The organism is Pseudomonas sp. FW305-96, from assembly GCF_058783825.1.
Map to the genome: position 1 here is coordinate 1 of NZ_JBYSYW010000044.1, position 21,223 is coordinate 21,223.

The window sequence follows — 21,223 nt, forward strand, 5'->3', positions numbered from 1 at the left end:
GGGGGGGGCGGGGGGGGGGGCCGGGTGCTCGAGCGGGTGCCGTTTGTCGATGCGCTCACGCCCTTGCACGAGGGCGAGGGCCGCTCCAGGTTGGCGGCCTGGCAGGTCTCGGCCCATCACCTCGATGGCGGCGGCCCGCTGCTGCGCAGATTTGGCGGGGACTTCGCGCAAGCTTCCGACCAGGCCGCCGAAACGCTTCTTCGTATTACCGGGCTCGAACACGATCAACTGCGCCATCTGCATCTGCAAGAGCTGCCAGCCCCTGCACGGCTGTTCGATGCCCGCGCACGCTATGAATGCCATGCAGTTAATCCTCTGCTGCGTGGCGACGCGTTCGAACGAGAGCTGGCGACTTGGCAAGGTACGCCCTCTGCGGCCGGGGCCGTATTGCTCAGGGCATTCCCAGGCTTGTCCGTGCGTGGCACCGAAGAAATCCTCGAACATGCAAGCGGTGAGCAAATCGAGGCGCTGCTGGCCAGTGGCCGTGTGCCATTGGCCATGGCCGAGCGTGCACGCTGGTTCTTGCGCGAGAGTCGGCTGGATCGCGCACTGATCGGGTTCGAGTACGAAGGTGCGGTCAATACCGATACCCAGCGCCTGGCTTTGGAACTGATCGATGAATTGGCGCCATGGCCGCCGTCGGTGCGGATTGAATTGCGCCTTGGGGAGTCGAGTGGTCGTCTGCTGGCGTCGAAGGGCGCTGACGACGCGTCGCAAATCACAAGCATCATCCAGACCGAGCAGGGGTATCACTTGGGTGAGCCCACCCCAGCAGGCCCAGCCACGGGCTTGTTGCCCTGTTTGCTGCTCGCCGTTGATGACGCTCAGAAGGTGGCGCTTGGCGGTCCGCGTCTGACGGCCACAGAACTCGGCCAAAGGCTCTCTCGACACGCCAGCGTCGGTCGTGAAAAAACCGCGAGATCAATGGGCTTGCAGCCTATCGCAGAGCGCTATCGCCCGCCGCAGCGAATGGCCGACGGGCGCAGCGGCTACGCATTGAGTGGCGGCGGCGAGAGCAGTCGCCAGGCGATTCGGCGCGGCATCCATGACATCTTTCCGACCTTGACCGACGTACAGCTGGACGCTTACCTGCGCGAACTGACGCGTCGTCGTATCGGGCTCTGGGAGCACTTGAGCAGTCTCCAGCAGCAGCTGGAAAACCTGCGCGGGGCGCTGGATACCTGGCAGGGTCAGCGTGTGAGCTTCGTGGATGGGCTCAGGCGGCGACGCGTGGCCAACCAGATCCGTCGCGCCTGGCGGCGCAAGACTGCTGGCATTGCCGGTAACGACTTCGCGGTGCATATCGACGGCGAACAGGTGGGCAGTTTGCCGACCTTGCCGGCCGGCATCGAGTTCGGCCATGTTCGGCGCTTGACCTTGCGCAATATGAGCCTTGAGCAGATTGATGAAGACTTTCTGCGTAGGTTCTCTGACCTGCGCGAGCTGGACTTGCGGGACAATCAGTTGACCGCCTTGCCGGTAGGCCTGGAGCATTTGACCGAGTTGCGTTCGCTGCGGCTGGCGGGTAACCGGATTACCGTTGATGCCGCAGGCAACCAAAGGTTGGCAAGCCTTTCGATGCTTCAGCGACTGGATCTGAACTATAACCCGCTGGGCCAGGTTCCCGAGCTGGCAGGGTTGCCTCATTTACGCGAGGTGTCGCTGCGCGCAACCGGCCTGCAGGCCTTGCCAGAGGAGGCGCAGATGCCCTGGAGAGGCTTGGTGGATATTCGCCAGAACCAGATACGCCAGCTGAACGGGGATTTGCGCAGCTTGCGCAATCGCCTGCAGCGGCTCTCAATACATGACAACCCCTTGGACGAAGCCAGTGACGCACTGGTGGCCCGCAGTAGCACTGTTGCGGCCACCCACCGCAACGACTCCTATCGTCACGCTGTTGCCGACGGCACCTTGCTGGAACGATGGATGGGCGCCCCCGACGACGCCATGCGCTCCCAGCGCACGCAGATCTGGACGCAGTTGTCCCAGGAGTCGCAGTCGATAGACCTGTTTCGCTTTCTAGCGGATTTTGCACACTCAGATGACTTTCTCGATCACCCGCGCTACTACCGCGCCAGGGTATGGCGCATCCTCGAACTGTGCGCGGATAACACCGATGTGCGCGAAGCGGTGTTCTGGCAGACGCAGGGCCGCAGAACCTGTGAGGACCGCCTGTTGCTGATCCTCAGCCAACTGGAAGTCAGAGCCCATATTGCCTTGCATGAGGCAGGGGAAGGAGGCAGGCGGGCCGAAGCGACCTTGCTGAGGCTGGGGCGATCGCTTTATCGCCTGGATGAGGTGGACAGCATTGCCGCTCGGCATATCCAGGAAATGCGCCAGAACCCCCATGCCGCCGTGGATGACATCGAAGTTTACCTGGCCTACCGGGTTCATCTGGCTGACAGGCTTGACCTGCCGGCCCAACCGCGGCACATGAACTACATGGAGCACAGCGGTGTGACTTCCATGCAGATCACGCGTGCGGGCGCAACTGTCCTCGCCGGCGAGAACACCGACGTACTGAGCCGGGCACTGGCTCAACGAGAGTTCTGGCAAGGCTATGTGCGCAATCGCTACCCCGAGCGCTTCGAAGCCTTGGCCGCGCCGTTTCATGAACAGCTGGAGACCTGTGAGCGCCAGACTGGGGAATCGGGCGAACAGCAGTACATCGAACGCGCCGCAGCATTGATGGAAGCGCTCAATGGCGAAGAACGTGCTCTGTACCTGGAGTTGGCAAAGGAGGCATACGGGCGGGAGGGTTGAGCGCGGGCGACCGCCGGGCGGTCGCCGCGCAAGGGTCAGGCGGCGTTGCTGCGGGCGTCGCGCTGAGCCAGGTAATCCGCCAGGGCGCGCTGTTCGCTTGTGCTGGTGAACAGCCCCAGTTTGGTCCTGCGCCAGAGGACATCCTGCGTGCTGACGGCCCATTCGGTTTCGCGCAGGTAATCGACTTCCCGGGTGAACAGGCCACCGCCGATCGCCTGGCCCAGATCGTCCGGGCCGGTTACGTCTTCGAGCAATTGCCAGGTGCGGCTGCCGTAGGTCACGGCCCAGCGCTTGGCGATGTCAGGTGCAAGCCATTGATGCCGCGCGAGCAGGTCATCGACCAGTGCCTGAGGCGTGCTCATGCCTTCGCCGCCGGGCAGTGCCGTGTTGGCTGTCCAACTCTGGCCCATCTGGCTGAAGAACGGCTTGAGTTCTGCCATGGCCGACTCGGCAAGCTTGCGGTACGTGGTCAGTTTGCCGCCAAACACCGACAGCAATGGCGCTTCGCCCTGGGCGGCGGACAGCGCGAGGGTGTAATCACGCGTGACCGCCGACGGGTTGTCCGACTCATCGTTGCACAACGGCCGCACCCCGGAGTAGGTATGCAGGATGTCGGCTTGGCTCAGTTGATGGTTGAAGTGCTCGTTGACGACCTTCAGCAGGTAGTGGGTTTCCTGCTCGGTGATCGCTACCTTGGCCGGGTCGCCGCTGTACTCGCGATCGGTGGTGCCGATCAGGGTGAAACGGTCCAGGTAAGGGATGCAGAAGACGATGCGCTGGTCTTCGTTCTGCAGGATGTAGGCGTGGTCGCCTTCGTACAGGCGCGGCACGATGAGGTGGCTGCCCTGGATCAGGCGAATGCCGTACGGCGCGTCGAGCTTGAGGTCGTCCTTGATAAAGCTGGCGACCCATGGGCCGGCGGCGTTGACCAGGGCGCGCGCACGAATGGTCTGCAGACTGCCACCGGCGTGTTGCAAGTCTACCTGCCAGAGGCCATCGACACGTTCGGCCCGCAAGCAGCGGGTGCGGGTGAGAATGTCGGCACCGTGTTCGCGCGCGGCCATGGCGTTGAGCACGACCAGGCGGGCGTCATCGACGGCGCAGTCGGCATATTCGAAGCCGCGGGTAATGGTGGGTTTTAGCGGGTAGCCAGGGCCGAAGCGCAGGCTGCGCGAAGCGCCCAGGCGCTTGCGCTTGCCGAGGTGATCGTAAAGGAACAAACCGGCGCGGATCATCCAGGCCGGGCGCAGGTGCGGGCGATGAGGCAGCACAAAACGCATGGGTTTGACAATGTGCGGTGCCTTGGCCAGCAGTACTTCGCGTTCGGCCAGCGCTTCGCGCACCAGGCGGAACTCGTAGTGCTCCAGATAGCGCAGGCCGCCGTGGATCAGTTTGCTGCTGGCCGAGGAGGTGTGCTGGGCCAAGTCGTCCTTTTCGCAAAGGAACACCTTGAGGCCGCGCCCGGCGGCATCGGCAGCAATGCCCACGCCATTGATGCCACCGCCGATAACGGCGAGGTCGTAGCAGTCTTGGAGGGGTGGCTGGGACGAAACGGGCTGGGACACGGGCAAGGCCTCCTGGGGCTGTTCACATCGAATGTGAACATCAATGTTCGTTTCCGAAAATAGTAGCGTAATGAACAGGCGGCTGCCAGTCAGTCTTCATAGAAAAAACTGATCGGATGACAGGGAAATGAACATTTGCGAAAAGGCAGGGTGTCGATTTGCAAGGCAGAGATCAAGTGCCGCCGGGACGGTACTCGACCCAGCGGTACGCAAGGAGGCGGGGCGAGGCCCTTGGACTCAAACCACGTCGAGGCGGATCTTGTACTGGTTGAGCAGCTGGGTCAGGGCCGGGGAAGGCGCCTGGTCGGTCACCAGGCAGTCGACCAGGCTGATCGAGCCCAGGCGAACCATGGCATTGCGGCCGAACTTGCTAGAGTCCGCGGCCAGCAGCACCTGGCGAGCATTGGCGATGATTGCCTGGGATACCCGTACTTCCTGGTAGTCGAAGTCCAGCAGGCTGCCGTCCTCATCGATGCCGCTGATGCCGACCACGGCGAAATCGACCTTGAACTGGTTGATGAAGTCGACGCTCGCCTGGCCGACCACGCCACCGTCACGGCGGACCGTGCCGCCGGCCACCAGCACTTCGAAGTCGTCCTTGGCCGCCAGGATCGCCGCCACGTGCAGGTTGTTGGTGATGACTTTCAGGTGATTGTGGTTGAGCAGGGCGCGGGCGATGGATTCGGTGGTGGTGCCGATGTTGATGAACAGCGAGGCATGGTCGGGAATCTGCCGGGCCACGGCGTCGGCGATGCGTTGCTTCTCGTCGCGCATCTGGTCGGCGCGCATGGCGTAGGCGGTGTTTTCGATGCTCGAGTCGTAGGCGGCGCCACCATGGTAGCGGCGCAGCAGGTTGGCTTCGGCGAGCTGGTTGATATCGCGGCGGATGGTCTGTGGGGTGACGACGAACAGCTGCGCCATTTCCTCGATGCTGACATAGCCGCGTTCGCGGACCAGCTCGAGGATTTGTTGTTGGCGTGGAGGCAGATTCATGGGCGGTCCTTTGGGGCAGCCGGACAAATTCTGCAATGATGCCGTAGGTCGTGGTGTAGGACCAGTCTGGTTAATCCGTAAAGGCTCATCGCGGGGCAAGTCGCATCGGCGCACCGCCGCTCCCACGAACAGCTGCTCGTGGGCTTGCCCCGCGTTGCTCGTGGGATCAGGCGTCGTGATCTTCCCAGTCGCGGGTGCGATCGACAGCCTTGCGCCAGCCCTTGTACAGCTTCTCTTTGGCCGTTTCGTCCAGCTGCGGGCTGAACTCGCGCTCGATGATCGCCTTGTCGCGCAGCTCGTCCAGGCCGCTCCAGAAACCGCAGGCCAGGCCTGCCAGGTAGGCCGCGCCCAGCGCTGTGGTTTCGCGCATTTTCGGGCGTTCGACGCAGGTGCCGAGAATGTCGGCCTGGAACTGCATGAGGAAGTTGTTGGCCACCGCGCCACCGTCCACGCGCAGTTCGGACAGGCGCTGGCCGCAGTCCTGCTGCATGGCGTCGAGCACGTCGCGGGTCTGGTAGGCGATCGACTCCAGGGCGGCACGGATGATGTGATCGACCTTGACGCCACGGGTCAGGCCGAACAGCGCCCCCCTGGCATATGGGTCCCAGTAGGGCGCGCCCAGGCCGGTGAAGGCCGGCACCAGGTAAACGCCGTTGCTGTCCTTGACCTTGCTGGCGAAGTATTCGGTGTCGTAGGCGTCGTTGACGATCTTCAGTTCGTCGCGCAGCCACTGCACGGTGGAGCCACCGTTGAAGACCGCGCCTTCGAGGGCGTAGGCCACTTCGCCACGCGGGCCGCAGGCGATGGTGGTGAGCAGGCCATGGGACGACTGCACCGCCTTGTCGCCGGTGTTCATCAGCAGGAAGCACCCGGTACCGTAGGTGTTCTTGGCCTGGCCGGGCTCCACGCACATCTGGCCGAACAGGGCCGATTGCTGGTCGCCGGCGATACCGGCGATGGCGATGCCGCTCTTGGTATGGCCGTAGACTTCGGACGACGGACGAACCTGGGGCAGCATCTGGCTTGGGATGCCGAGGATATCGAGGAGCTTGTCGTCCCATTGCAGGCTGTGAATGTTGAACATCAGTGTGCGCGAGGCGTTGGTGTAGTCGGTGACATGCACCTTGCCGCCGGAGAACTTCCAGATCAGCCAGGTATCGATGGTGCCGAACAGCAGCTCGCCACGCTCGGCGCGTTCACGCACGCCCTCGACGTTATCGAGGATCCACTTGAGCTTGGTGCCGGAGAAGTACGGGTCGGTGACCAGGCCAGTGGCCTCGCGGATGTACTGCTCATGGCCGTCGCGCTTGAGCTGGGCGCAGATCTCGGTGCTGCGCCGGCATTGCCAGACGATGGCGTTGTACACCGGGCGCCCGGTTTCCTTGTCCCAGACAACGGTGGTTTCGCGCTGGTTGGTGATGCCGATGGCTGCGACCTGGGCGTGGCTGATGCCGGCCTGGGCCAGGGCCTCGACCATGGTCGCGCTCTGGGTGGCGAAGATTTCCATCGGGTCGTGCTCGACCCAGCCCGCCTGTGGGTAGTGCTGGGCGAACTCACGCTGCGAGGTGCCCACCACGTTGGCGTCGCGATCGAAGATGATGGCGCGCGAACTGGTGGTGCCCTGATCCAGGGCGATGATGTAGTTCTTGTCCAGGGTATCGGTCATGTCGGTGGCCTTGCACGAATATGGGAGTAGGTCAGGGCGTGGCGGGCGCCGGCCTTGCGGTCCGGGCCCGGCGCTGGCATCAGGAAACCTGGGTGTCGCCCTGAGGATTATCGTCTGTCTGCTGGGTCACGGCTTGTGTCGTCGGCAAGTTGCGGGCGATCAGCCCGCGGTACAGGGCCGCGCCCAGGCTGGCACCGAGGATCGGCGCGAACACCGGTACCAGGAAATACGGAATATCGCGCCCGCCGGTGAAGGCGATTTCGCCCCAGCCGGCCAGGAAGGTCATGAGTTTAGGCCCGAAATCGCGCGCCGGGTTCATCGCAAAGCCGGTCAGCGGGCCCATCGCGCTACCGATCACGGCGATCAGCAGGCCGATCAGCAGGGGTGCGGTGGCGCCGCGGGGCAGGCCATTGTTGTCGTCGGTCAGGGCCATGATCACGGCCATCAGAATGGCGGTGATGATCACTTCGACCAGGAACGCCTGGCCGGTGGACAGCGCCGGGTGCGGATAGGTGGAGAACACCGAGGCCAGTTCGAGGCTGGCCTGGCTGCCGCGCAGCATGGCGTGGCTTTGTTCGAAATCGAAGAACAGGTTGCTGTACAGGAAGTACACCAACGCGGCGCCGCAGAATGCGCCGCACACCTGGGCGAGCATGTAGAACGGCAGCTTGCGCTTGTCGAAGCCGGCGAACACGGCGAGCGCAATGCTGACCGCCGGGTTCAGGTGCGCGCCGGACACACCGGCGGTGAGGTAGATCGCCATGCTCACGCCGACACCCCAGATGATGCTTATTTCCCACAGGCCGAAGCTGGCACCGGCGACCTTGAGCGCGGCGACACAGCCGGTACCGAAGAATATAAGCAGGGCAGTGCCGAGAAATTCGGCCAGGCACTGAGCGGATAGCGTGGGTTGTCGTAGAGCAGTCGTCATGTATGACCTCGGTTCTTGTTGTTGTGAGGCGCTGGGCGCTCGACAGCAAAAAGCCCGGAGTCGATCCCCATTGACGCCGGGCGGGTACAGGAAGCGCACCTTATAGGTGCACCATTTATTCATAAACGAAAAAATATAGACAAGAAACGCTGATGTCAAAGGTCGAAAATGAACGCTCAGCCACATTCTGACTGCCGTGCCGCGTGGTGAATCCACGGCCGCTGCTCTAGCCTGGGTCCTGCGCTGGCTGCCCCGGCGGATTTACCCTAAAGTACCGGGCGACTTGTGATCGCCTGGAGCCGTTGATGACCCCCGCCCTGGACCTACTGAAAAAGGCGCGTGCCGAGCACCGTGTGCACAGCTACGAACATGATCCGAAATCCGCATCGTATGGGCTGGAGGCGGCGGAAAAGCTCGGTCTTGACCCATTGCGCGTGTTCAAGACGCTGCTCGCAAGCAGCGAAAAAGGTGAGTTGCTGGTGGCCGTGGTGCCGGTGGGCGGGACGCTCGATCTGAAGGCGCTGGCCCATGCGGCCGGCGTGAAGAAGTGCGAGATGGCCGACCCGCAGGCTGCCCAGCGTGCCACGGGCTACCTGGTCGGCGGGATCAGCCCGCTGGGGCAGAAGAAGCGCCTGCGCACTTTTATCGACCAAACCGCGCAACAACATGAAACGATTCATGTGAGCGCTGGCCGCCGCGGCCTGGAAGTGGAACTCGCCGCAGCAGTGCTCGCTGCCCATACCCAGGCACAGTTTGCCGAGATCGGTCGCGGCTGATCATCTGTACTGATTCAAATTCCACGACTCTGTCACTGTTCGGTCCAGGCGCCTTGCTCCATGCTCGAAGCCTCTTCCGCCCAACACAGGAGTCGTGGCATGCAGCTGCATTTTCACCAGGTCGATGCGTTCAGTGACCGGCCCTTCGCCGGCAATCCGGCCATGGTCTACCACCTGGAGCAGTGGCTCGACGATGCGCTGATGCAGCAGATCGCCGCCGAGCACAACCTCGCCGAAACTGCGTTTGTGGTCGCTGAAGGAGAGGGTTACCGGATTCGCTGGTTCACCCCCGCAACCGAAGTGCCACTGTGCGGTCATGCCACCCTCGCCAGTGCCCATGTGCTGTTCGAGGTCTATGGCGAGCAGAAGCCTCGTCTGGACTTTCAAAGCCTGTCCGGGCCGTTGAGTGTGAACCGTGAGGGGCGCCACCTGTGGCTCGATTTTCCGCGAATCGATGCGCAGCCCTTGACCGAGCCGGTGGCTGTGGCCGAGGCGTTGGGATGCGAGGTACAGGAAATTTACCAGGCCAAGGAGTTGCTGGTGGTGCTGGCTTCGGAGCAAGCCGTGCGAGCCTGCACGCCAGACATGGCGGCGCTGGCGAAACTGCCAGGTTTAGGCGTGATCGTGACGGCGCCGGGCGAACGTCACGATTTCGTGTCGCGCTATTTTGCACCGAGTATCGGAATCCCCGAGGATCCGGTCACAGGTTCTGTTCACTGCTCGCTTATTCCCTACTGGGCGGCACGCCTTGGCAAGTCACAGTTGCACGCGTACCAGCGGTCCGCACGTGGTGGCGAGCTGTTCTGCCGGCTGGAGGGGGGACGGGTGAAGATCGGTGGGCAGGCCCGCTTGGTGGCCTCTGGTACTTTGATGGTCTGATTCAAAGTGATCGGGCGAGCCCGCCCCACGCCTGTTTACAGGATGTGGAAGCGGACTTGCCCCGCGCTGCTGTCGAACCTCAGAGCGCCGAGCTGATGCGACGCACGCCGTTCTCCTGGCGCGGTAGCTGCGCGGCAACGCTACCGGGTACCGGGAACAGAACGAGATGATCGGCGGCGACAGCGATGCCGACGTCCTGGCCGAGCAAGTGGTCGTTGTGGCTGGGGAAGATCGCTTCGAGCTGGCTGCCGGTGGGAAGCTGCAGGCGATACAAGGTCGACGCGCCGAGGAAGCTTTTGCCGATGACCTGTGCCCGTAGCGTGCTGTCGGGGGCATGGATGATATCGTCGGGGCGCAAGAGCACGTCCACCGAGCTTCCGGGCGCCATGGTATAGGCCCGGTTGCCGCGCAGCTCGCCGAGTTCGGTGGTCACTGCCTCGTGGCTGCTCATCTGGCCGCGAATGAAGTAGCCCTGGCCGATGAAGCTGGCGACGAACGGGGTCTGCGGCTCGTGGTAGAGGTTGTAGGGCGTGTCCCACTGCTCCAGGCGCCCCTCCTTGAACACCCCCACGTGATCGCTGACGGCAAAGGCTTCTTCCTGGTCGTGGGTGACCAGGATGGCGCTGGTGCCGCGGCTCTTGAGGATGTCGCGGACCTCGTGGCTCAAGCGTCGGCGCAGCTCCACGTCGAGGTTGGAGAACGGCTCGTCGAGCAACAGCAGCTGTGGCTCCGGTGCAAGCGCCCGGGCCAGGGCCACGCGTTGCTGCTGGCCGCCCGACAGCTCGTGCGGGTAACGGCCGCCGAGGCCAGCCAGCTTGACCAGTTCGAGCATCTCCTCGATCACCATGGCCTGGTGCGGGTGCTTGCCGATGCCGAAGGCGATGTTCTGCGCGACGGTCAGGTGGGGGAACAGCGCGTAGTCCTGGAAAACCATGCCGATCCGGCGTTTCTCCGGCGCCAGGGTGAACCCGGCGCGGGAGATGACCTCGCCGCCCAGCTGGATCTCGCCTTCGTGCACCGGCTCGAACCCGGCGATGGCGCGCAGCGTGGTGGTCTTGCCGCAACCAGAGGACCCCAGCAGGCAACCAATGTCGCCTGCGTTGAGGTGCAGGTTAAGGTTCTGGACGATGCGCTGGTCGCCATAGCCGCAGGCCAGGTTGCGCAGGTTGAGCAGTAGCTGTTGACTCATGCGTGGTGGTAAGCCGGTTCTACAAGGAATTCCAGAAGGGCCTTCTGCGCATGCAGGCGGTTCTCAGCTTCGTCCCAGGCGACCGAACGGGGGTCGTCGAGCAGGTCCTGGCTGATCTCCTCGCCACGGTGGGCGGGCAGGCAATGCATGAACAGGGCGTCGGGTGCCGCCAGGTCGAGCAGTTCGCGGGTGACCTGGTAAGGCGCGAAATGCGCCAGGCGCCGTGCAGTTTCCTCTTCCTGGCCCATGGAAGTCCAGACATCCGTGGTCACCAGGTGGGCGCCACGCACGGCTTCCTTCGGATCACGGATGATCTGCACGCGGTCGCCACCCAGTTGCAGGAAGCGCGGATCGGGCTCGTAGCCTTCAGGGCAAGTGATGCGCAGCTGGAAATCGAACTGCACGGCAGCTTCGATATAGGAGTTGCACATGTTGAAGCCGTCGCCGACCCAGGCCACGGTCTTGCCCTGGATCGCGCCACGGTGCTCGAAGAAGGTCTGCATGTCGGCCAGCAGCTGGCAGGGGTGCGATTCGTCGGACAGGCCATTGATGACCGGCACCTTCGAGTTGGCGGCGAATTCGGTGAGGGTGCTGTGGGCGTGGGTACGGATCATCACCGCGTCGACCATGCTCGACAGTACGATGGCGCTGTCGGCGATCGGCTCGCCGCGGCCCAGTTGGGTGTCGCGCGGCGACAGGAAGATCGCCTGGCCGCCAAGCTGGATCATGCCCGCTTCGAAGGACACTCGGGTACGGGTCGAGGATTTCTCGAAGATCATCCCCAGCACGCGGTTCTTCAACGGCTCGAACAGCACGCCTCGTTTACGCAGGTCCTTCAGCTCGATGCCGCGACGGATCACGCCGAGCAATTCGTCAGCGGTGAAATCCAGCAGGGAGAGAAAGTGCCTAGCGCTCATGATTGACTACCTTATCTGCAACGTTTTGCAGGTCGACCGTATGGGTTTTGTTGACAACGGAGTGACCTGCGGCGTAAGCCGCACAGGGCGGACGGAATAGGGAAAGGCGCAATACTATAATTAAATGTCGCCTGAAACCAAGAGGGGAAACAGCGCCTCTGTGTCAAAGGGTGTCGTAAGCCTTTGGCGAGCAGCTGTTTTTTATTTGCTACAGCGGTTGTACACGGCTCGATGCGCGTTTGGCAAACCTGTTGTCGTGAACCGTCTGCCTGATGTCGTCCGATTCACGCTGCGAACCTCGCTGGCGGGCATCGGTTGGCCGGCGCATAGTCGAGCCTTGCGAACAACAAGGCAGAGGCGGCCATGACCAAGACCCTGCATCACCGAGCCTGTCACCTGTGCGAGGCCATTTGTGGCCTGAATATCGAAGTTACCCATGGGGCGGAAGGGCCGCCGCGGATCAGCTCGATCAAGGGCGATCCGCAGGATCCGTTCAGCCGCGGCCACATCTGCCCCAAGGCGGTCGCCCTGCAGGATATCCAGGAAGACCCTGACCGCCTGCGCCAGCCTCATCGGCGCATCGGTGACCAGTGGCAGGCGATCGGCTGGGACGAGGCCTTCGCCTTCGCCGCAGAGCGGCTGTGGGCGGTGCAGCAAAACCATGGGCGCAATGCAGTGGCGGTCTACCAGGGCAACCCCAGCGTGCACAACTATGGCTTGATGACCCACAGCAACTACTTCCTCGGCCTGCTCAAGACCCGCAACCGCTTCTCGGCCACCTCGGTGGACCAGCTGCCGCAGCACCTGACCAGCCACCTGATGTACGGCCATGGCCTGTTGCTGCCCATCCCGGACATCGACCACACGCAGTTCATGCTGATTCTTGGCGGCAATCCCCTGGCTTCCAATGGCAGCATCATGACCGTCCCCGATGTGGAAAAACGCCTGAAGGCACTCAAGGCCAGGGGCGGGCAGTTGGTGGTGGTGGATCCGCGGCGCAGTGAGACGGCGTTACTCGCCGATCGGCACCTGTTCATTCGCCCTGGTGGCGACGCAGCGCTGCTGTGTGGTCTGTTGCATACCCTGTTCGCCGAGGGCCTGGCCCGTGGCTCGCACCTGCCGATCAATGGCCTGGAGCAGGTGCGCGAGGCGATCCTGCCGTTCGATGCCGCCAGCATGAGCGCGTTGTGCGGCATCCCGGCCGAGGACATCCGCCGATTGGCGCGGGACTTCGCCGCTGCCGACAAGGCAGTGTGCTATGGCCGGATGGGAGTATCGACCCAGGCTTTCGGCTCGTTGTGCCACTGGCTGGTGCAATTGATCAACCTGGTCACCGGCAACCTTGATCGAGTGGGTGGTGCGTTGTGCACCGAGCCGGCGGTCGATCTGGTCGCCAGCACCTCGGGTGGCCACTTCGACCAGTGGCGCAGTCGAGTATCGGGGTTGCCCGAATATGCTGGTGAGCTACCGGTCTCGGCCTTGGCCGAGGAGATCCTCGAGCCCGGTGACGGGCAGGTACGGGCGTTGGTGACCGTGGCCGGCAACCCGGTGCTGTCCACGCCCAACGGGCGGCGCCTGGACGAGGCCTTGGCCGGCCTGGAGTTCATGCTCAGCATCGACCTCTACATCAACGAGACCACGCGTCATGCCGACCTGATCCTGCCTTCCACCTCGGCGCTGGAGAATGACCACTACGATTCCACCTTCAACCTGCTGGCGGTACGCAACGTCACCCGCTTCAACCAAGCGATCCTGCCCAAACCGGAGGGGGCGCTGCATGACTGGGAGATTTTCGTAGGTCTGGCCGAGGCCTTTGCCCAGCGTGCGCAGGTCGAGCTCAAGGCGACCCTGCCACCGGCACGGATGATCGACTTTGCCTTGCGCAAGGGCCCCTATGGTGACGAGTCGTCCTGGAAGCTTTCCCTGCAGATGCTCGATGAACACCCCCACGGCCTGGATCTAGGGCCGCTGGGTGCCAACCTGGCGGTACGTTTGCGCACGGCTGGCGGCAAAGTCGAAGCCGCACCGGCGGTACTGCTCGGTGACCTGCAGCGCCTGGCCCGGCAGGCAGCGCCGACGGCAGGCCAGTTGTTGCTGATCGGCCGTCGCCATGTGCGCAGCAACAATTCCTGGATGCACAACTATCATCGGCTGGTCAAAGGCAAGCCGCGGCATCATCTGCTGATGCATCCGGATGATCTGCGCCATCGCCAGTTGGAAGACGGGCAGATGGTGCGGATCCGCTCCCGCACGGGCGAGATCGAGGTGCCTGTCCAAGCCAGCGAGGAGATGATGCCAGGGGTGGTAAGCCTGCCCCACGGCTACGGTCACGGGCGCCAGGGCGCACGCTTGCAGGTGGCCGGTGCACAGCCGGGAGTGAGCGCCAATGACCTGACCGACGAGCACTTGCGTGATGGTGTATCCGGCAACGCCGCCCTCAATGGCGTACCTGTGCAAGTGGAGGCCGCCTGAGCATCGGCAAGGCCGAGCACGCCGCTCGGCTTTCCGATACAATGCGTCACCGTGCCGACGACCCAGTCGGAAAGTTCAGCCGAGGTGCTTCATGGATATCATCGATACAATCAAAGAGCAGATCGCCAACAACACCATTCTGCTTTACATGAAAGGTTCGCCGAATGCCCCGCAGTGCGGCTTCTCGGCCAAGGCTTCGCAAGCCGTGATGGGGTGTGGCGAGAAGTTCGCTTATGTCGACATCCTGCAGAACCCGGAAATCCGCGCCAACCTGCCCAAGTACGCCAACTGGCCTACCTTCCCGCAACTGTGGGTGGCGGGTGAGCTGGTCGGCGGCAGCGACATCATGATCGAGATGTTCGAAAAGGGTGAGCTGCAGACGCTGATCAAGGATGCGGCCGCCAAGGCCAAGGCTCCCGAAGCCTGATTCCGGCGTTCTTCGCCAGCATGCAAAAGCCCCGCAATAGCGGGGCTTTTTGTTGTCGTCGATCGAGCAGTTACTCTTCGCCCATCTGCGACTGCAGGTAGTTCTCGATAGTGATCTTGTCGATCAGGCCCAGCTGAGTTTCCAGCCAGTCGATGTGCTCTTCCTGGTCTTCGAGGATGTCCTCGAGCACGTCACGCGAACCGAAATCGCCAGCGGTTTCGCAGTGGGCGATGGCGGCTTTCAGGTCGGCGTGGGCCTTTTTCTCAAGCTTCAGGTCGCAGTCGAGCATTTCCTTGGTGTGCTCGCCAATCATGAGCTTGCCCAGGTCCTGGACGTTGGGGATGCCTTCGAGGAAGAGGATGCGCTTGATCAGCTTGTCAGCATCCTTCATCGCCTGGATGGACTCTTTGTACTCGAGTTTGCCGATCTTGTTCAGGCCCCAATCTTCGTACATGCGCGCATGCAGGAAGTACTGGTTGATTGCGACCAGCTCGTTTCCGAGGACCTTGTTGAGATGCTGGATGACGCTTACGTCGCCTTTCATGATGGGGTCTGCCCTGTAGAAGTTGAGCCAATGCAAACAAGTTTGAGCCTCGCAACTATCTATGTCAAACCTAAGTTATTGAATAATAAGTGAAAATTAATCGGAATAAGAATGTTTGTGAACTGCGTTCGAGCGCTAACTTATTGAATTGCAGGCATAAAAAAACCGGACACTAGGTCCGGTTCTTCAAATTTGGGGACATTACGCCGCGTTGAATTCAACGGGGTAGGGCAGGGCGGCCTGCTGGCTCAGTTGCAGCTCGGTGAGGGTTTCGCGCACCACCTGCTTGGCGAGGCAGGCGCACTTGCCGCACTGGCTGGCGACATTGGTGGCGGCTCGAACTTCCTTGTAGCTGCAGCATCCTTCGTAGATCGCATCGCGGATCTGTCCGTCGGTGACACCGACACAAAGACACACATACATAAAGGCTGACCATCGCGGGTTGATTCGATGGATTGGAGAGTAATGGTAATGAGAATGCTTGTCAAAACACATTGTGTAAGGTGCGTTCCAGAGCGACCGGCGGTTGAGATTCGGCCTGTCACGCAAAGCTGTGTATGATGGTCGGCCTTTGCTGGATCCGGGGGACGCGTTCCGCCCGGGCAAGGTTTTTCACCCCTCATCAGGAGAGATCGAATGAGCGTACTCGTTGGCAAAAAAGCCCCGGACTTCACCGTTCCAGCCGTGCTGGGCAACGGCGAGATCGTCGACAGCTTCAACCTGGCCTCGGCCATCAAGGGCAAGTACGGCCTGGTATTCTTCTACCCGCTGGACTTCACCTTCGTCTGCCCGTCCGAGCTGATCGCCCTGGACAACCGCATCCCTGACTTCCAGGCGCGCAATGTGGAAGTGATCGGCGTGTCGATCGACTCGCACTTCACTCACAACGCCTGGCGCAACACCCCGGTCAACAATGGCGGCATCGGCCAGGTCAAGTACACCCTGGCAGCCGACATGACCCACGAAATCTGCAAGGCCTACGACGTCGAGTCCGAAGGCGGCGTGGCCTTCCGTGGTGCCTTCCTGATCGACACCAACGGTGTTGTCCGCTCGCAGATCGTCAACGACCTGCCGCTGGGCCGCAACATGGACGAGCTGCTGCGCCTGGTCGACGCCCTGCAATTCCACGAAGAGCACGGCGAAGTCTGCCCGGCCAACTGGAAGAAAGGCGACAAGGGCATGAACGCTTCGCCGGAAGGTGTCGCGGCTTACCTGAGCGAGAACGCTGGCAAGCTGTAATTTGCCAAGCGCATGAAAAAACCGGCCCTGGTGGCCGGTTTTTTATGCTTCAAGCTACAAGCGTGTGATCAGTCGTTGAAGTCGCGCCAGCCGCCCATCTCTTTCCAGCGATTGACGATGCCGCAGAACAGCTCGGCGGTCTTCTCGGTGTCGTAACGCGCCGAATGCGCCTCACGGCCGTCGAAGTCGATGTCTGCGCTCTGGCAGGCTCGGGCCAGCACGGTCTGGCCGTAGGCAAGGCCAGCGAGGGTGGCGGTATCGAAGCTGGAGAACGGGTGGAACGGGTTGCGCTTGATATCGTTGCGCGCCACTGCGGCATTGAGGAAACCCAGGTCGAAGCTGCTGTTATGCCCCACCAGGATCGCCCGCTTGCAGCCATTGGCCTTCAGCGCCTTGCGCACGCCGCGGAAAATATCGGTCAGCGCGCTTTCCTCGCTCACCGCCATGCGCAGCGGGTGATCGAGCTTGATGCCGGTGAACTCCAGCGCGGCGGCCTCGATATTGGCGCCCTCGAACGGTTCGACCCGATGGAAGTAGGTGTGCTCGGGGAACAGGAAGCCCTTTTCATCCATGCCGATGGTGACGGCGGCAATCTCCAGCAGCGCGTCGGTGGCGCTGTTGAAGCCTCCAGTCTCGACATCCACCACCACGGGCAGGTAGCCGCGGAAACGCTCGGCCATCGGATGGCGCGAGCCGCTGCTGACCTGGCTGTCCTGGTCGTCTTCGTACAGATCTTCGCTCACGCGTTGTCCTCCTGCAGGCGCCAGCGCAGCGTTTCACCAGCGCGCAGGGGAATGACGGTGGTGTCACCGAAGGGCAGGCTGTCCGGCGCTGTCCATTGCTCTCTCACCAAGGTGATGGTGTCGGTATTGCGCGGCAGGCCGTAGAAGTCAGGGCCATGCTTGCTGGCGAAGCCTTCGAGCTTGTCCAGCGCGTTGCGCTGCTCGAACGCCTCGGCATACAACTCGATGGCGGCGTAGGCGGTATAGCAGCCGGCGCAGCCGCAGGCGGCTTCCTTGGCATGCTTGGCGTGAGGCGCCGAGTCGGTACCGAGGAAGAACTTCGGGTTGCCGCTGGTCGCGGCATCCAGCAACGCAACCTGGTGGGTGTTGCGCTTGAGGATCGGCAGGCAATAGAAATGCGGGCGGATACCGCCAACCAGCATGTGGTTGCGGTTGTACAGCAGGTGCTGGGCGGTGATGGTGGCACCGACGTTGGCCGGCGCCTCGGTGACGAACTGCGCGGCGTCGGCGGTGGTGATGTGCTCGAACACCACTTTCAGGGTCGGGAAGCGCTCGACCAGGCGGCGCATGTGCTCGTCGATGAAGCGCTTCTCGCGGTCGAACACGTCGATTTCACTGCGCGTGACCTCACCGTGCACCAGCAGGGGCATGCCGGTTTCGGCCAGTGCCTCGATTGCCGGGAAGATGTTGTCGATGCTGGTCACGCCCGAATCGGAGTTGGTGGTGGCGCCGGCCGGGTAGAGCTTGGCGGCGAACACGATCCCACTGGCCTTGGCGGCGCGGATGTCTTGCGGGCTGGTGCGGTCGGTAAGATACAGCACCATCAGTGGCTCGAAACGGCTGCCGGCGGGGCGTGCGGCAAGGATGCGGGCGCGGTAGGCATCGGCCTCGACGGCGTTGCGCACCGGCGGAACCAGGTTGGGCATGATGATGGCGCGGGCGAAGGTACGCGCCACGTCACCGACGGTGTGAGGCAGGACGGCACCATCGCGCAGATGGATGTGCCAGTCGTCGGGGCGCAGGAGGGTCAGGCGATCGGACATTGGAGATTCCAGGCGGGTCGAACTCAGAAGCCAATGCTACCGGAAAACCCCTGTTCGAGCACGGCTATCAAGTTTTCCGACGGGCGTCCGATAGCATTCAGGTAAGCCGTCAGAATCAGTGGAGCCGACCGTGCGCCAGCGTTACCTAGCCCTGTTCACCCTTGTCGCCAGCCTGCCGGCCGGGGCCATGACCTTCCAGACCCGCGTGGAGAACGTCGCCTGGAAAGTCGAGGGTGATCAGTTCGAATGTCGCTTGATCCAGCCGATCGACGGTTTCGGCAGCGGCGAGTTCGTGCGCCGTGCCGGCGAACAACCGACGTTCCAGCTGCGTTCGGACAGCAACGTCCTCGGCGCCGGTTCCGCCACCTTGCTGGCCGCCGCAGCCCCCTGGCAGCCAGGGCGGGGCGATATCAACCTTGGTGCGGTGCACATGGCCCGCACTGGCGTGCTGTTCACCTCCAGCCAGGGGCAGGCCAGCCGCCTGATCAATGGCCTGCTCGATGGCCGTAGCACGGTGGTGCGCAACTACCGGGGCGAGGGTGGCCGGCCGATGCAAGTGCAGGTGATGCCAGTCAGCTTCGCCAAGGCCTACAGCGACTACCAACTGTGTGCTGCCAAGCTGCTGCCGATGAACTATGACCAGATCCGTCAGACCCAGGTCGGCTTCCCCGGTGGCGGTATCGAGCTGGACAGCTCGGCGCGCGCTCGCCTGGATGTGCTGCTCGATTATCTGAAGGCCGATCCGACGGTCAACCGCATCGAGCTCAACGGCCATTCCGACAACAGCGGCAACCGTCTGACCAACCGTGACACCTCGCGTCGACGGGCACTGGCGGTTGCCGACTACCTCAAGGCCCATGGCGTGCCGGAAGAGCAGATCACCGTGCGGTTCCACGGCGAGCGCTATCCACTGGCGAAGAACAACTCTGCCGCCAACCGGGCGCGAAACCGCCGGGTGAACATCCAGCTCGAGCGTGTGACACCGGTCGAGAAACCGCTGGAGAAGCCGGCGCCACCGGTTGCGCCGGCGGCTCCGGCACCCGCGGCTACCGCACCTGCGCCTGCGACGCCTGCGGCCGCTGCCACCCAGCCCGCTCCAGCAAAATCCTGAGTGCGACAGCGGGTCGCGCTCTCGACAATTCCTGTCGCTTTGTCGTCACAAGCTGTCGCCCCATTGTAAATTTTTCGGCAAGGCCGGTAGAATCATCGGCTTTCCGTACAACCCCGTGGAGTGATGGCATGGCGGACGTAAAAAAGGTCGTATTGGCGTATTCCGGCGGCCTTGATACTTCGGTGATTCTCAAGTGGCTGCAGGACACCTACAACTGTGAAGTGGTGACCTTCACCGCTGACCTCGGCCAGGGCGAGGAGGTCGAACCGGCCCGCGCCAAGGCCCAGGCGATGGGCGTGAAAGAAATCTACATCGACGACCTGCGCGAAGAGTTCGTGCGTGATTTCGTCTTCCCGATGTTCCGCGCCAACACCGTCTACGAAGGCGAGTACCTGCTGGGTACTTCCATCGCCCGCCCGCTGATCGCCAAGCGCCTGATCGAAATCGCCAACGAAACCGGCGCCGACGCCATTTCCCACGGTGCCACCGGCAAGGGCAACGACCAGGTGCGTTTCGAGCTCGGTGCCTATGCGCTCAAGCCTGGCGTCAAGGTCATCGCGCCATGGCGTGAGTGGGACCTGCTGTCCCGCGAGAAGCTGATGGACTACGCCGAGAAGCACGGTATCCCGATCGAGCGTCACGGCAAGAAGAAGTCGCCATACTCGATGGACGCCAACCTGCTGCACATCTCCTACGAAGGCGGTGTCCTGGAAGATACCTGGACCGAGCACGAGGAAGACATGTGGAAATGGAGCGTCTCCCCGGAGAATGCCCCGGACCAGGCCACCTACATCGAGCTGACCTACCGCAACGGTGACATCGTTGCTATCGACGGCGTCGAGAAGACCCCGGCCACCGTGCTGGCCGAGCTCAACCGCATTGGCGGCGCCAACGGCATCGGCCGCCTGGACATCGTCGAGAACCGCTATGTCGGCATGAAGTCGCGCGGTTGCTACGAGACCCCGGGCGGCACCATCATGCTCAAGGCTCACCGCGCCATCGAGTCGATCACCCTGGACCGCGAAGTCGCTCACCTGAAGGATGAGCTGATGCCCAAGTACGCCAGCCTGATCTACACCGGCTACTGGTGGAGCCCGGAGCGTCTGATGCTGCAGCAGATGATCGACGCCTCGCAGCTCAACGTGAATGGCGTTGTTCGCCTGAAGCTGTACAAGGGCAATGTCACCGTCGTGGGGCGCAAGTCGGACGATTCTCTGTTCGATGCCAACATTGCGACCTTCGAGGAAGACGGCGGGGCTTACAACCAAGCCGATGCCGCGGGCTTCATCAAGCTCAATGCATTGCGTATGCGTATCGCGGCCAACAAAGGCCGTTCGCTGCTGTAAGCAGCCACGAGCGTACGAAAAACCCGGCCTTGGCCGGGTTTTTTCATGCCTGGGTTTCTGCTTCGGTGGCGGTCCCGGTCTCGTCATCCTGCATGGGCACGGCTGAGAGATGGATACAGGTGCGCGTATCCAGGTTGTACAGCACCCAGCGTCGTTGTCGCCCGTGGGGGCGATCAATCATTCGCAGTACATGGTTTTCGATGATCTTCTGACTGTCGGCTCCGGAAATGGCGATGATCATCGCGCCTTTGCTCCCTGAGACAGGTGTGCGTAAAGGCTTGCGGGCGCTGCGGGCATTGCTGTCAGGTGCAAACAGCGAGCGAGTGTTGAAGTTGAGGGTAAGAAAGAACAGTACGGTGAGGAAGAACGGGAAGCCCACCAGGAACCAGGTGTACAGGGTCTGGCTGTCTTCGCTGAGGAACGGGAGTGATGCCAGGGCAGACGCTTCGATCACGCCGGCAAAGACAGCGATAAGGGTCAACGGACTGATGGGGTCGCGGTTCATGATGAGGGCCTGGTGATGCTTTGCCCATCTGTAGCGTGTTTTCCCCACTGTAATTAAGCGTGCTTCGTTTCCCTCCCTGGCCAAGTCGCCGCGCTCGACGCCTACCTTTATCCA

The 21,223-nt window shown here is 62.6% G+C and carries 19 protein-coding genes; 8 read left to right on the top strand and 11 right to left on the bottom strand.

Features of this window, described 5'->3' with window-relative positions:
- Positions 1 to 24: 24 nt before the first annotated feature.
- Positions 25 to 2,763, top strand: coding sequence for an NEL-type E3 ubiquitin ligase domain-containing protein (locus AC3WL2_RS23810; RefSeq protein WP_256583146.1), 2,739 nt, complete (start codon positions 25 to 27; stop codon positions 2,761 to 2,763).
- Positions 2,764 to 2,798: 35 nt separating this feature from the next.
- On the opposite strand, the gene glpD is transcribed toward AC3WL2_RS23810, so the two are convergent.
- The 4 genes from glpD to AC3WL2_RS23830 all read right to left on the bottom strand — a co-directional run bounded on the left by glpD (position 2,799) and on the right by AC3WL2_RS23830 (position 7,918).
- Positions 2,799 to 4,328, bottom strand: a complete 1,530-nt coding sequence (gene glpD / locus AC3WL2_RS23815; RefSeq protein ID WP_102684756.1) for a glycerol-3-phosphate dehydrogenase — start codon at positions 4,326 to 4,328, stop codon at positions 2,799 to 2,801.
- Positions 4,329 to 4,565: 237 nt separating this feature from the next.
- Complete coding sequence (glpR, locus tag AC3WL2_RS23820; RefSeq protein ID WP_023629017.1) at positions 4,566 to 5,321, bottom strand: DNA-binding transcriptional repressor GlpR; 756 nt, start codon at positions 5,319 to 5,321, stop codon at positions 4,566 to 4,568.
- Positions 5,322 to 5,487: 166 nt separating this feature from the next.
- Complete coding sequence (gene glpK / locus AC3WL2_RS23825) at positions 5,488 to 6,987, bottom strand: glycerol kinase GlpK (protein ID WP_102684757.1); 1,500 nt, start codon at positions 6,985 to 6,987, stop codon at positions 5,488 to 5,490.
- A gap of 79 nt (positions 6,988 to 7,066) precedes the next feature.
- Positions 7,067 to 7,918 carry an MIP/aquaporin family protein gene (locus AC3WL2_RS23830; RefSeq protein ID WP_102684758.1) on the bottom strand — a complete coding sequence of 284 codons (852 nt, stop codon included), beginning with the start codon at positions 7,916 to 7,918 and terminating at the stop codon, positions 7,067 to 7,069.
- A gap of 305 nt (positions 7,919 to 8,223) precedes the next feature.
- Between AC3WL2_RS23830 and ybaK the strand changes: the two genes are divergently transcribed.
- Positions 8,224 to 8,694 carry a Cys-tRNA(Pro) deacylase gene (gene ybaK, locus AC3WL2_RS23835; RefSeq protein WP_102684759.1) on the top strand — a complete coding sequence of 157 codons (471 nt, stop codon included), beginning with the start codon at positions 8,224 to 8,226 and terminating at the stop codon, positions 8,692 to 8,694.
- 99 nt (positions 8,695 to 8,793) lie between these two features.
- Positions 8,794 to 9,573: a PhzF family phenazine biosynthesis protein gene (locus tag AC3WL2_RS23840; RefSeq protein WP_102684760.1), complete on the top strand. Its 780-nt coding sequence runs from the start codon at positions 8,794 to 8,796 to the stop codon at positions 9,571 to 9,573.
- Between the two features lie 79 nt (positions 9,574 to 9,652).
- Here the strand turns inward: AC3WL2_RS23840 and AC3WL2_RS23845 are convergent, their stop codons facing one another.
- Together AC3WL2_RS23845 and argF are read right to left on the bottom strand one after the other, a co-directional pair.
- Positions 9,653 to 10,762 (bottom strand): ABC transporter ATP-binding protein, encoded by a 1,110-nt coding sequence (locus tag AC3WL2_RS23845; RefSeq protein WP_102684761.1) that lies wholly within the window; start codon positions 10,760 to 10,762, stop codon positions 9,653 to 9,655.
- Positions 10,759 to 11,679 carry an ornithine carbamoyltransferase gene (argF, locus tag AC3WL2_RS23850; protein ID WP_046854449.1) on the bottom strand — a complete coding sequence of 307 codons (921 nt, stop codon included), beginning with the start codon at positions 11,677 to 11,679 and terminating at the stop codon, positions 10,759 to 10,761. Before argF ends, AC3WL2_RS23845 begins: the two co-directional genes overlap by 4 nt.
- Positions 11,680 to 12,042: 363 nt before the next feature.
- Here argF and AC3WL2_RS23855 point away from each other — a divergent pair, with 363 nt between their 5' ends.
- Together AC3WL2_RS23855 and grxD are read left to right on the top strand one after the other, a co-directional pair.
- The gene (locus AC3WL2_RS23855; RefSeq protein WP_102684762.1) at positions 12,043 to 14,151 is read left to right on the top strand and encodes a molybdopterin oxidoreductase family protein; all 2,109 of its coding nucleotides are present in this window, start codon (positions 12,043 to 12,045) and stop codon (positions 14,149 to 14,151) included.
- A gap of 91 nt (positions 14,152 to 14,242) precedes the next feature.
- Positions 14,243 to 14,578: a Grx4 family monothiol glutaredoxin gene (grxD, locus tag AC3WL2_RS23860; protein ID WP_102684763.1), complete on the top strand. Its 336-nt coding sequence runs from the start codon at positions 14,243 to 14,245 to the stop codon at positions 14,576 to 14,578.
- 70 nt (positions 14,579 to 14,648) lie between these two features.
- On the opposite strand, the gene bfr is transcribed toward grxD, so the two are convergent.
- Positions 14,649 to 15,122, bottom strand: coding sequence for a bacterioferritin (gene bfr / locus AC3WL2_RS23865; protein ID WP_046854451.1), 474 nt, complete (start codon positions 15,120 to 15,122; stop codon positions 14,649 to 14,651).
- A 201-nt stretch (positions 15,123 to 15,323) separates the two neighbouring features.
- Complete coding sequence (locus tag AC3WL2_RS23870; RefSeq protein ID WP_046854452.1) at positions 15,324 to 15,545, bottom strand: bacterioferritin-associated ferredoxin; 222 nt, start codon at positions 15,543 to 15,545, stop codon at positions 15,324 to 15,326.
- A gap of 213 nt (positions 15,546 to 15,758) precedes the next feature.
- Between AC3WL2_RS23870 and AC3WL2_RS23875 the strand changes: the two genes are divergently transcribed.
- Positions 15,759 to 16,361 carry a peroxiredoxin gene (locus AC3WL2_RS23875; protein WP_003254945.1) on the top strand — a complete coding sequence of 201 codons (603 nt, stop codon included), beginning with the start codon at positions 15,759 to 15,761 and terminating at the stop codon, positions 16,359 to 16,361.
- Positions 16,362 to 16,429: 68 nt separating this feature from the next.
- Here AC3WL2_RS23875 and rnt read toward each other — a convergent pair whose 3' ends face one another.
- Both rnt and pyrC read right to left on the bottom strand, forming a co-directional pair.
- A complete protein-coding gene (gene rnt / locus AC3WL2_RS23880) occupies positions 16,430 to 17,041 on the bottom strand; it encodes a ribonuclease T (RefSeq protein ID WP_225933324.1) in 612 nt (203 codons plus the stop codon).
- 59 nt (positions 17,042 to 17,100) lie between these two features.
- Complete coding sequence (gene pyrC, locus AC3WL2_RS23885) at positions 17,101 to 18,147, bottom strand: dihydroorotase (RefSeq protein ID WP_102684764.1); 1,047 nt, start codon at positions 18,145 to 18,147, stop codon at positions 17,101 to 17,103.
- A gap of 130 nt (positions 18,148 to 18,277) precedes the next feature.
- On the opposite strand from pyrC, the gene AC3WL2_RS23890 reads away from it, so the two are divergent.
- Both AC3WL2_RS23890 and AC3WL2_RS23895 read left to right on the top strand, forming a co-directional pair.
- Positions 18,278 to 19,258, top strand: a complete 981-nt coding sequence (locus AC3WL2_RS23890) for a flagellar protein MotY (protein WP_102684765.1) — start codon at positions 18,278 to 18,280, stop codon at positions 19,256 to 19,258.
- Positions 19,259 to 19,386: 128 nt separating this feature from the next.
- Entirely contained in the window at positions 19,387 to 20,604 is a 1,218-nt protein-coding gene (locus AC3WL2_RS23895) for an argininosuccinate synthase (RefSeq protein WP_102684766.1), read from the top strand.
- A 43-nt stretch (positions 20,605 to 20,647) separates the two neighbouring features.
- On the opposite strand, the gene AC3WL2_RS23900 is transcribed toward AC3WL2_RS23895, so the two are convergent.
- On the bottom strand, positions 20,648 to 21,109 hold the full coding sequence (locus tag AC3WL2_RS23900) for a hypothetical protein (RefSeq protein WP_102684767.1): 462 nt from the start codon (positions 21,107 to 21,109) through the stop codon (positions 20,648 to 20,650).
- Between the last annotated feature and the right edge of the window lie 114 nt (positions 21,110 to 21,223).

Bases quoted from the DNA above. Each gene is read 5' to 3' on its own strand.
- pyrC (WP_102684764.1), bottom strand. From the start codon at position 18,147: ATGTCCGATCGCCTGACCCTCCTGCGCCCCGACGACTGGCACATCCAT.
- AC3WL2_RS23855 (WP_102684762.1), top strand. From the start codon at position 12,043: ATGACCAAGACCCTGCATCACCGAGCCTGTCACCTGTGCGAGGCCATT.
- rnt (WP_225933324.1), bottom strand. From the start codon at position 17,041: ATGGCCGAGCGTTTCCGCGGCTACCTGCCCGTGGTGGTGGATGTCGAG.
- glpR (WP_023629017.1), bottom strand. From the start codon at position 5,321: ATGAATCTGCCTCCACGCCAACAACAAATCCTCGAGCTGGTCCGCGAA.
- grxD (WP_102684763.1), top strand. From the start codon at position 14,243: ATGGATATCATCGATACAATCAAAGAGCAGATCGCCAACAACACCATT.
- argF (WP_046854449.1), bottom strand. From the start codon at position 11,679: ATGAGCGCTAGGCACTTTCTCTCCCTGCTGGATTTCACCGCTGACGAA.
- AC3WL2_RS23845 (WP_102684761.1), bottom strand. From the start codon at position 10,762: ATGAGTCAACAGCTACTGCTCAACCTGCGCAACCTGGCCTGCGGCTAT.
- AC3WL2_RS23840 (WP_102684760.1), top strand. From the start codon at position 8,794: ATGCAGCTGCATTTTCACCAGGTCGATGCGTTCAGTGACCGGCCCTTC.
- AC3WL2_RS23895 (WP_102684766.1), top strand. From the start codon at position 19,387: ATGGCGGACGTAAAAAAGGTCGTATTGGCGTATTCCGGCGGCCTTGAT.
- AC3WL2_RS23830 (WP_102684758.1), bottom strand. From the start codon at position 7,918: ATGACGACTGCTCTACGACAACCCACGCTATCCGCTCAGTGCCTGGCC.
- glpK (WP_102684757.1), bottom strand. From the start codon at position 6,987: ATGACCGATACCCTGGACAAGAACTACATCATCGCCCTGGATCAGGGC.
- AC3WL2_RS23875 (WP_003254945.1), top strand. From the start codon at position 15,759: ATGAGCGTACTCGTTGGCAAAAAAGCCCCGGACTTCACCGTTCCAGCC.
- bfr (WP_046854451.1), bottom strand. From the start codon at position 15,122: ATGAAAGGCGACGTAAGCGTCATCCAGCATCTCAACAAGGTCCTCGGA.
- AC3WL2_RS23900 (WP_102684767.1), bottom strand. From the start codon at position 21,109: ATGAACCGCGACCCCATCAGTCCGTTGACCCTTATCGCTGTCTTTGCC.
- ybaK (WP_102684759.1), top strand. From the start codon at position 8,224: ATGACCCCCGCCCTGGACCTACTGAAAAAGGCGCGTGCCGAGCACCGT.
- AC3WL2_RS23870 (WP_046854452.1), bottom strand. From the start codon at position 15,545: ATGTATGTGTGTCTTTGTGTCGGTGTCACCGACGGACAGATCCGCGAT.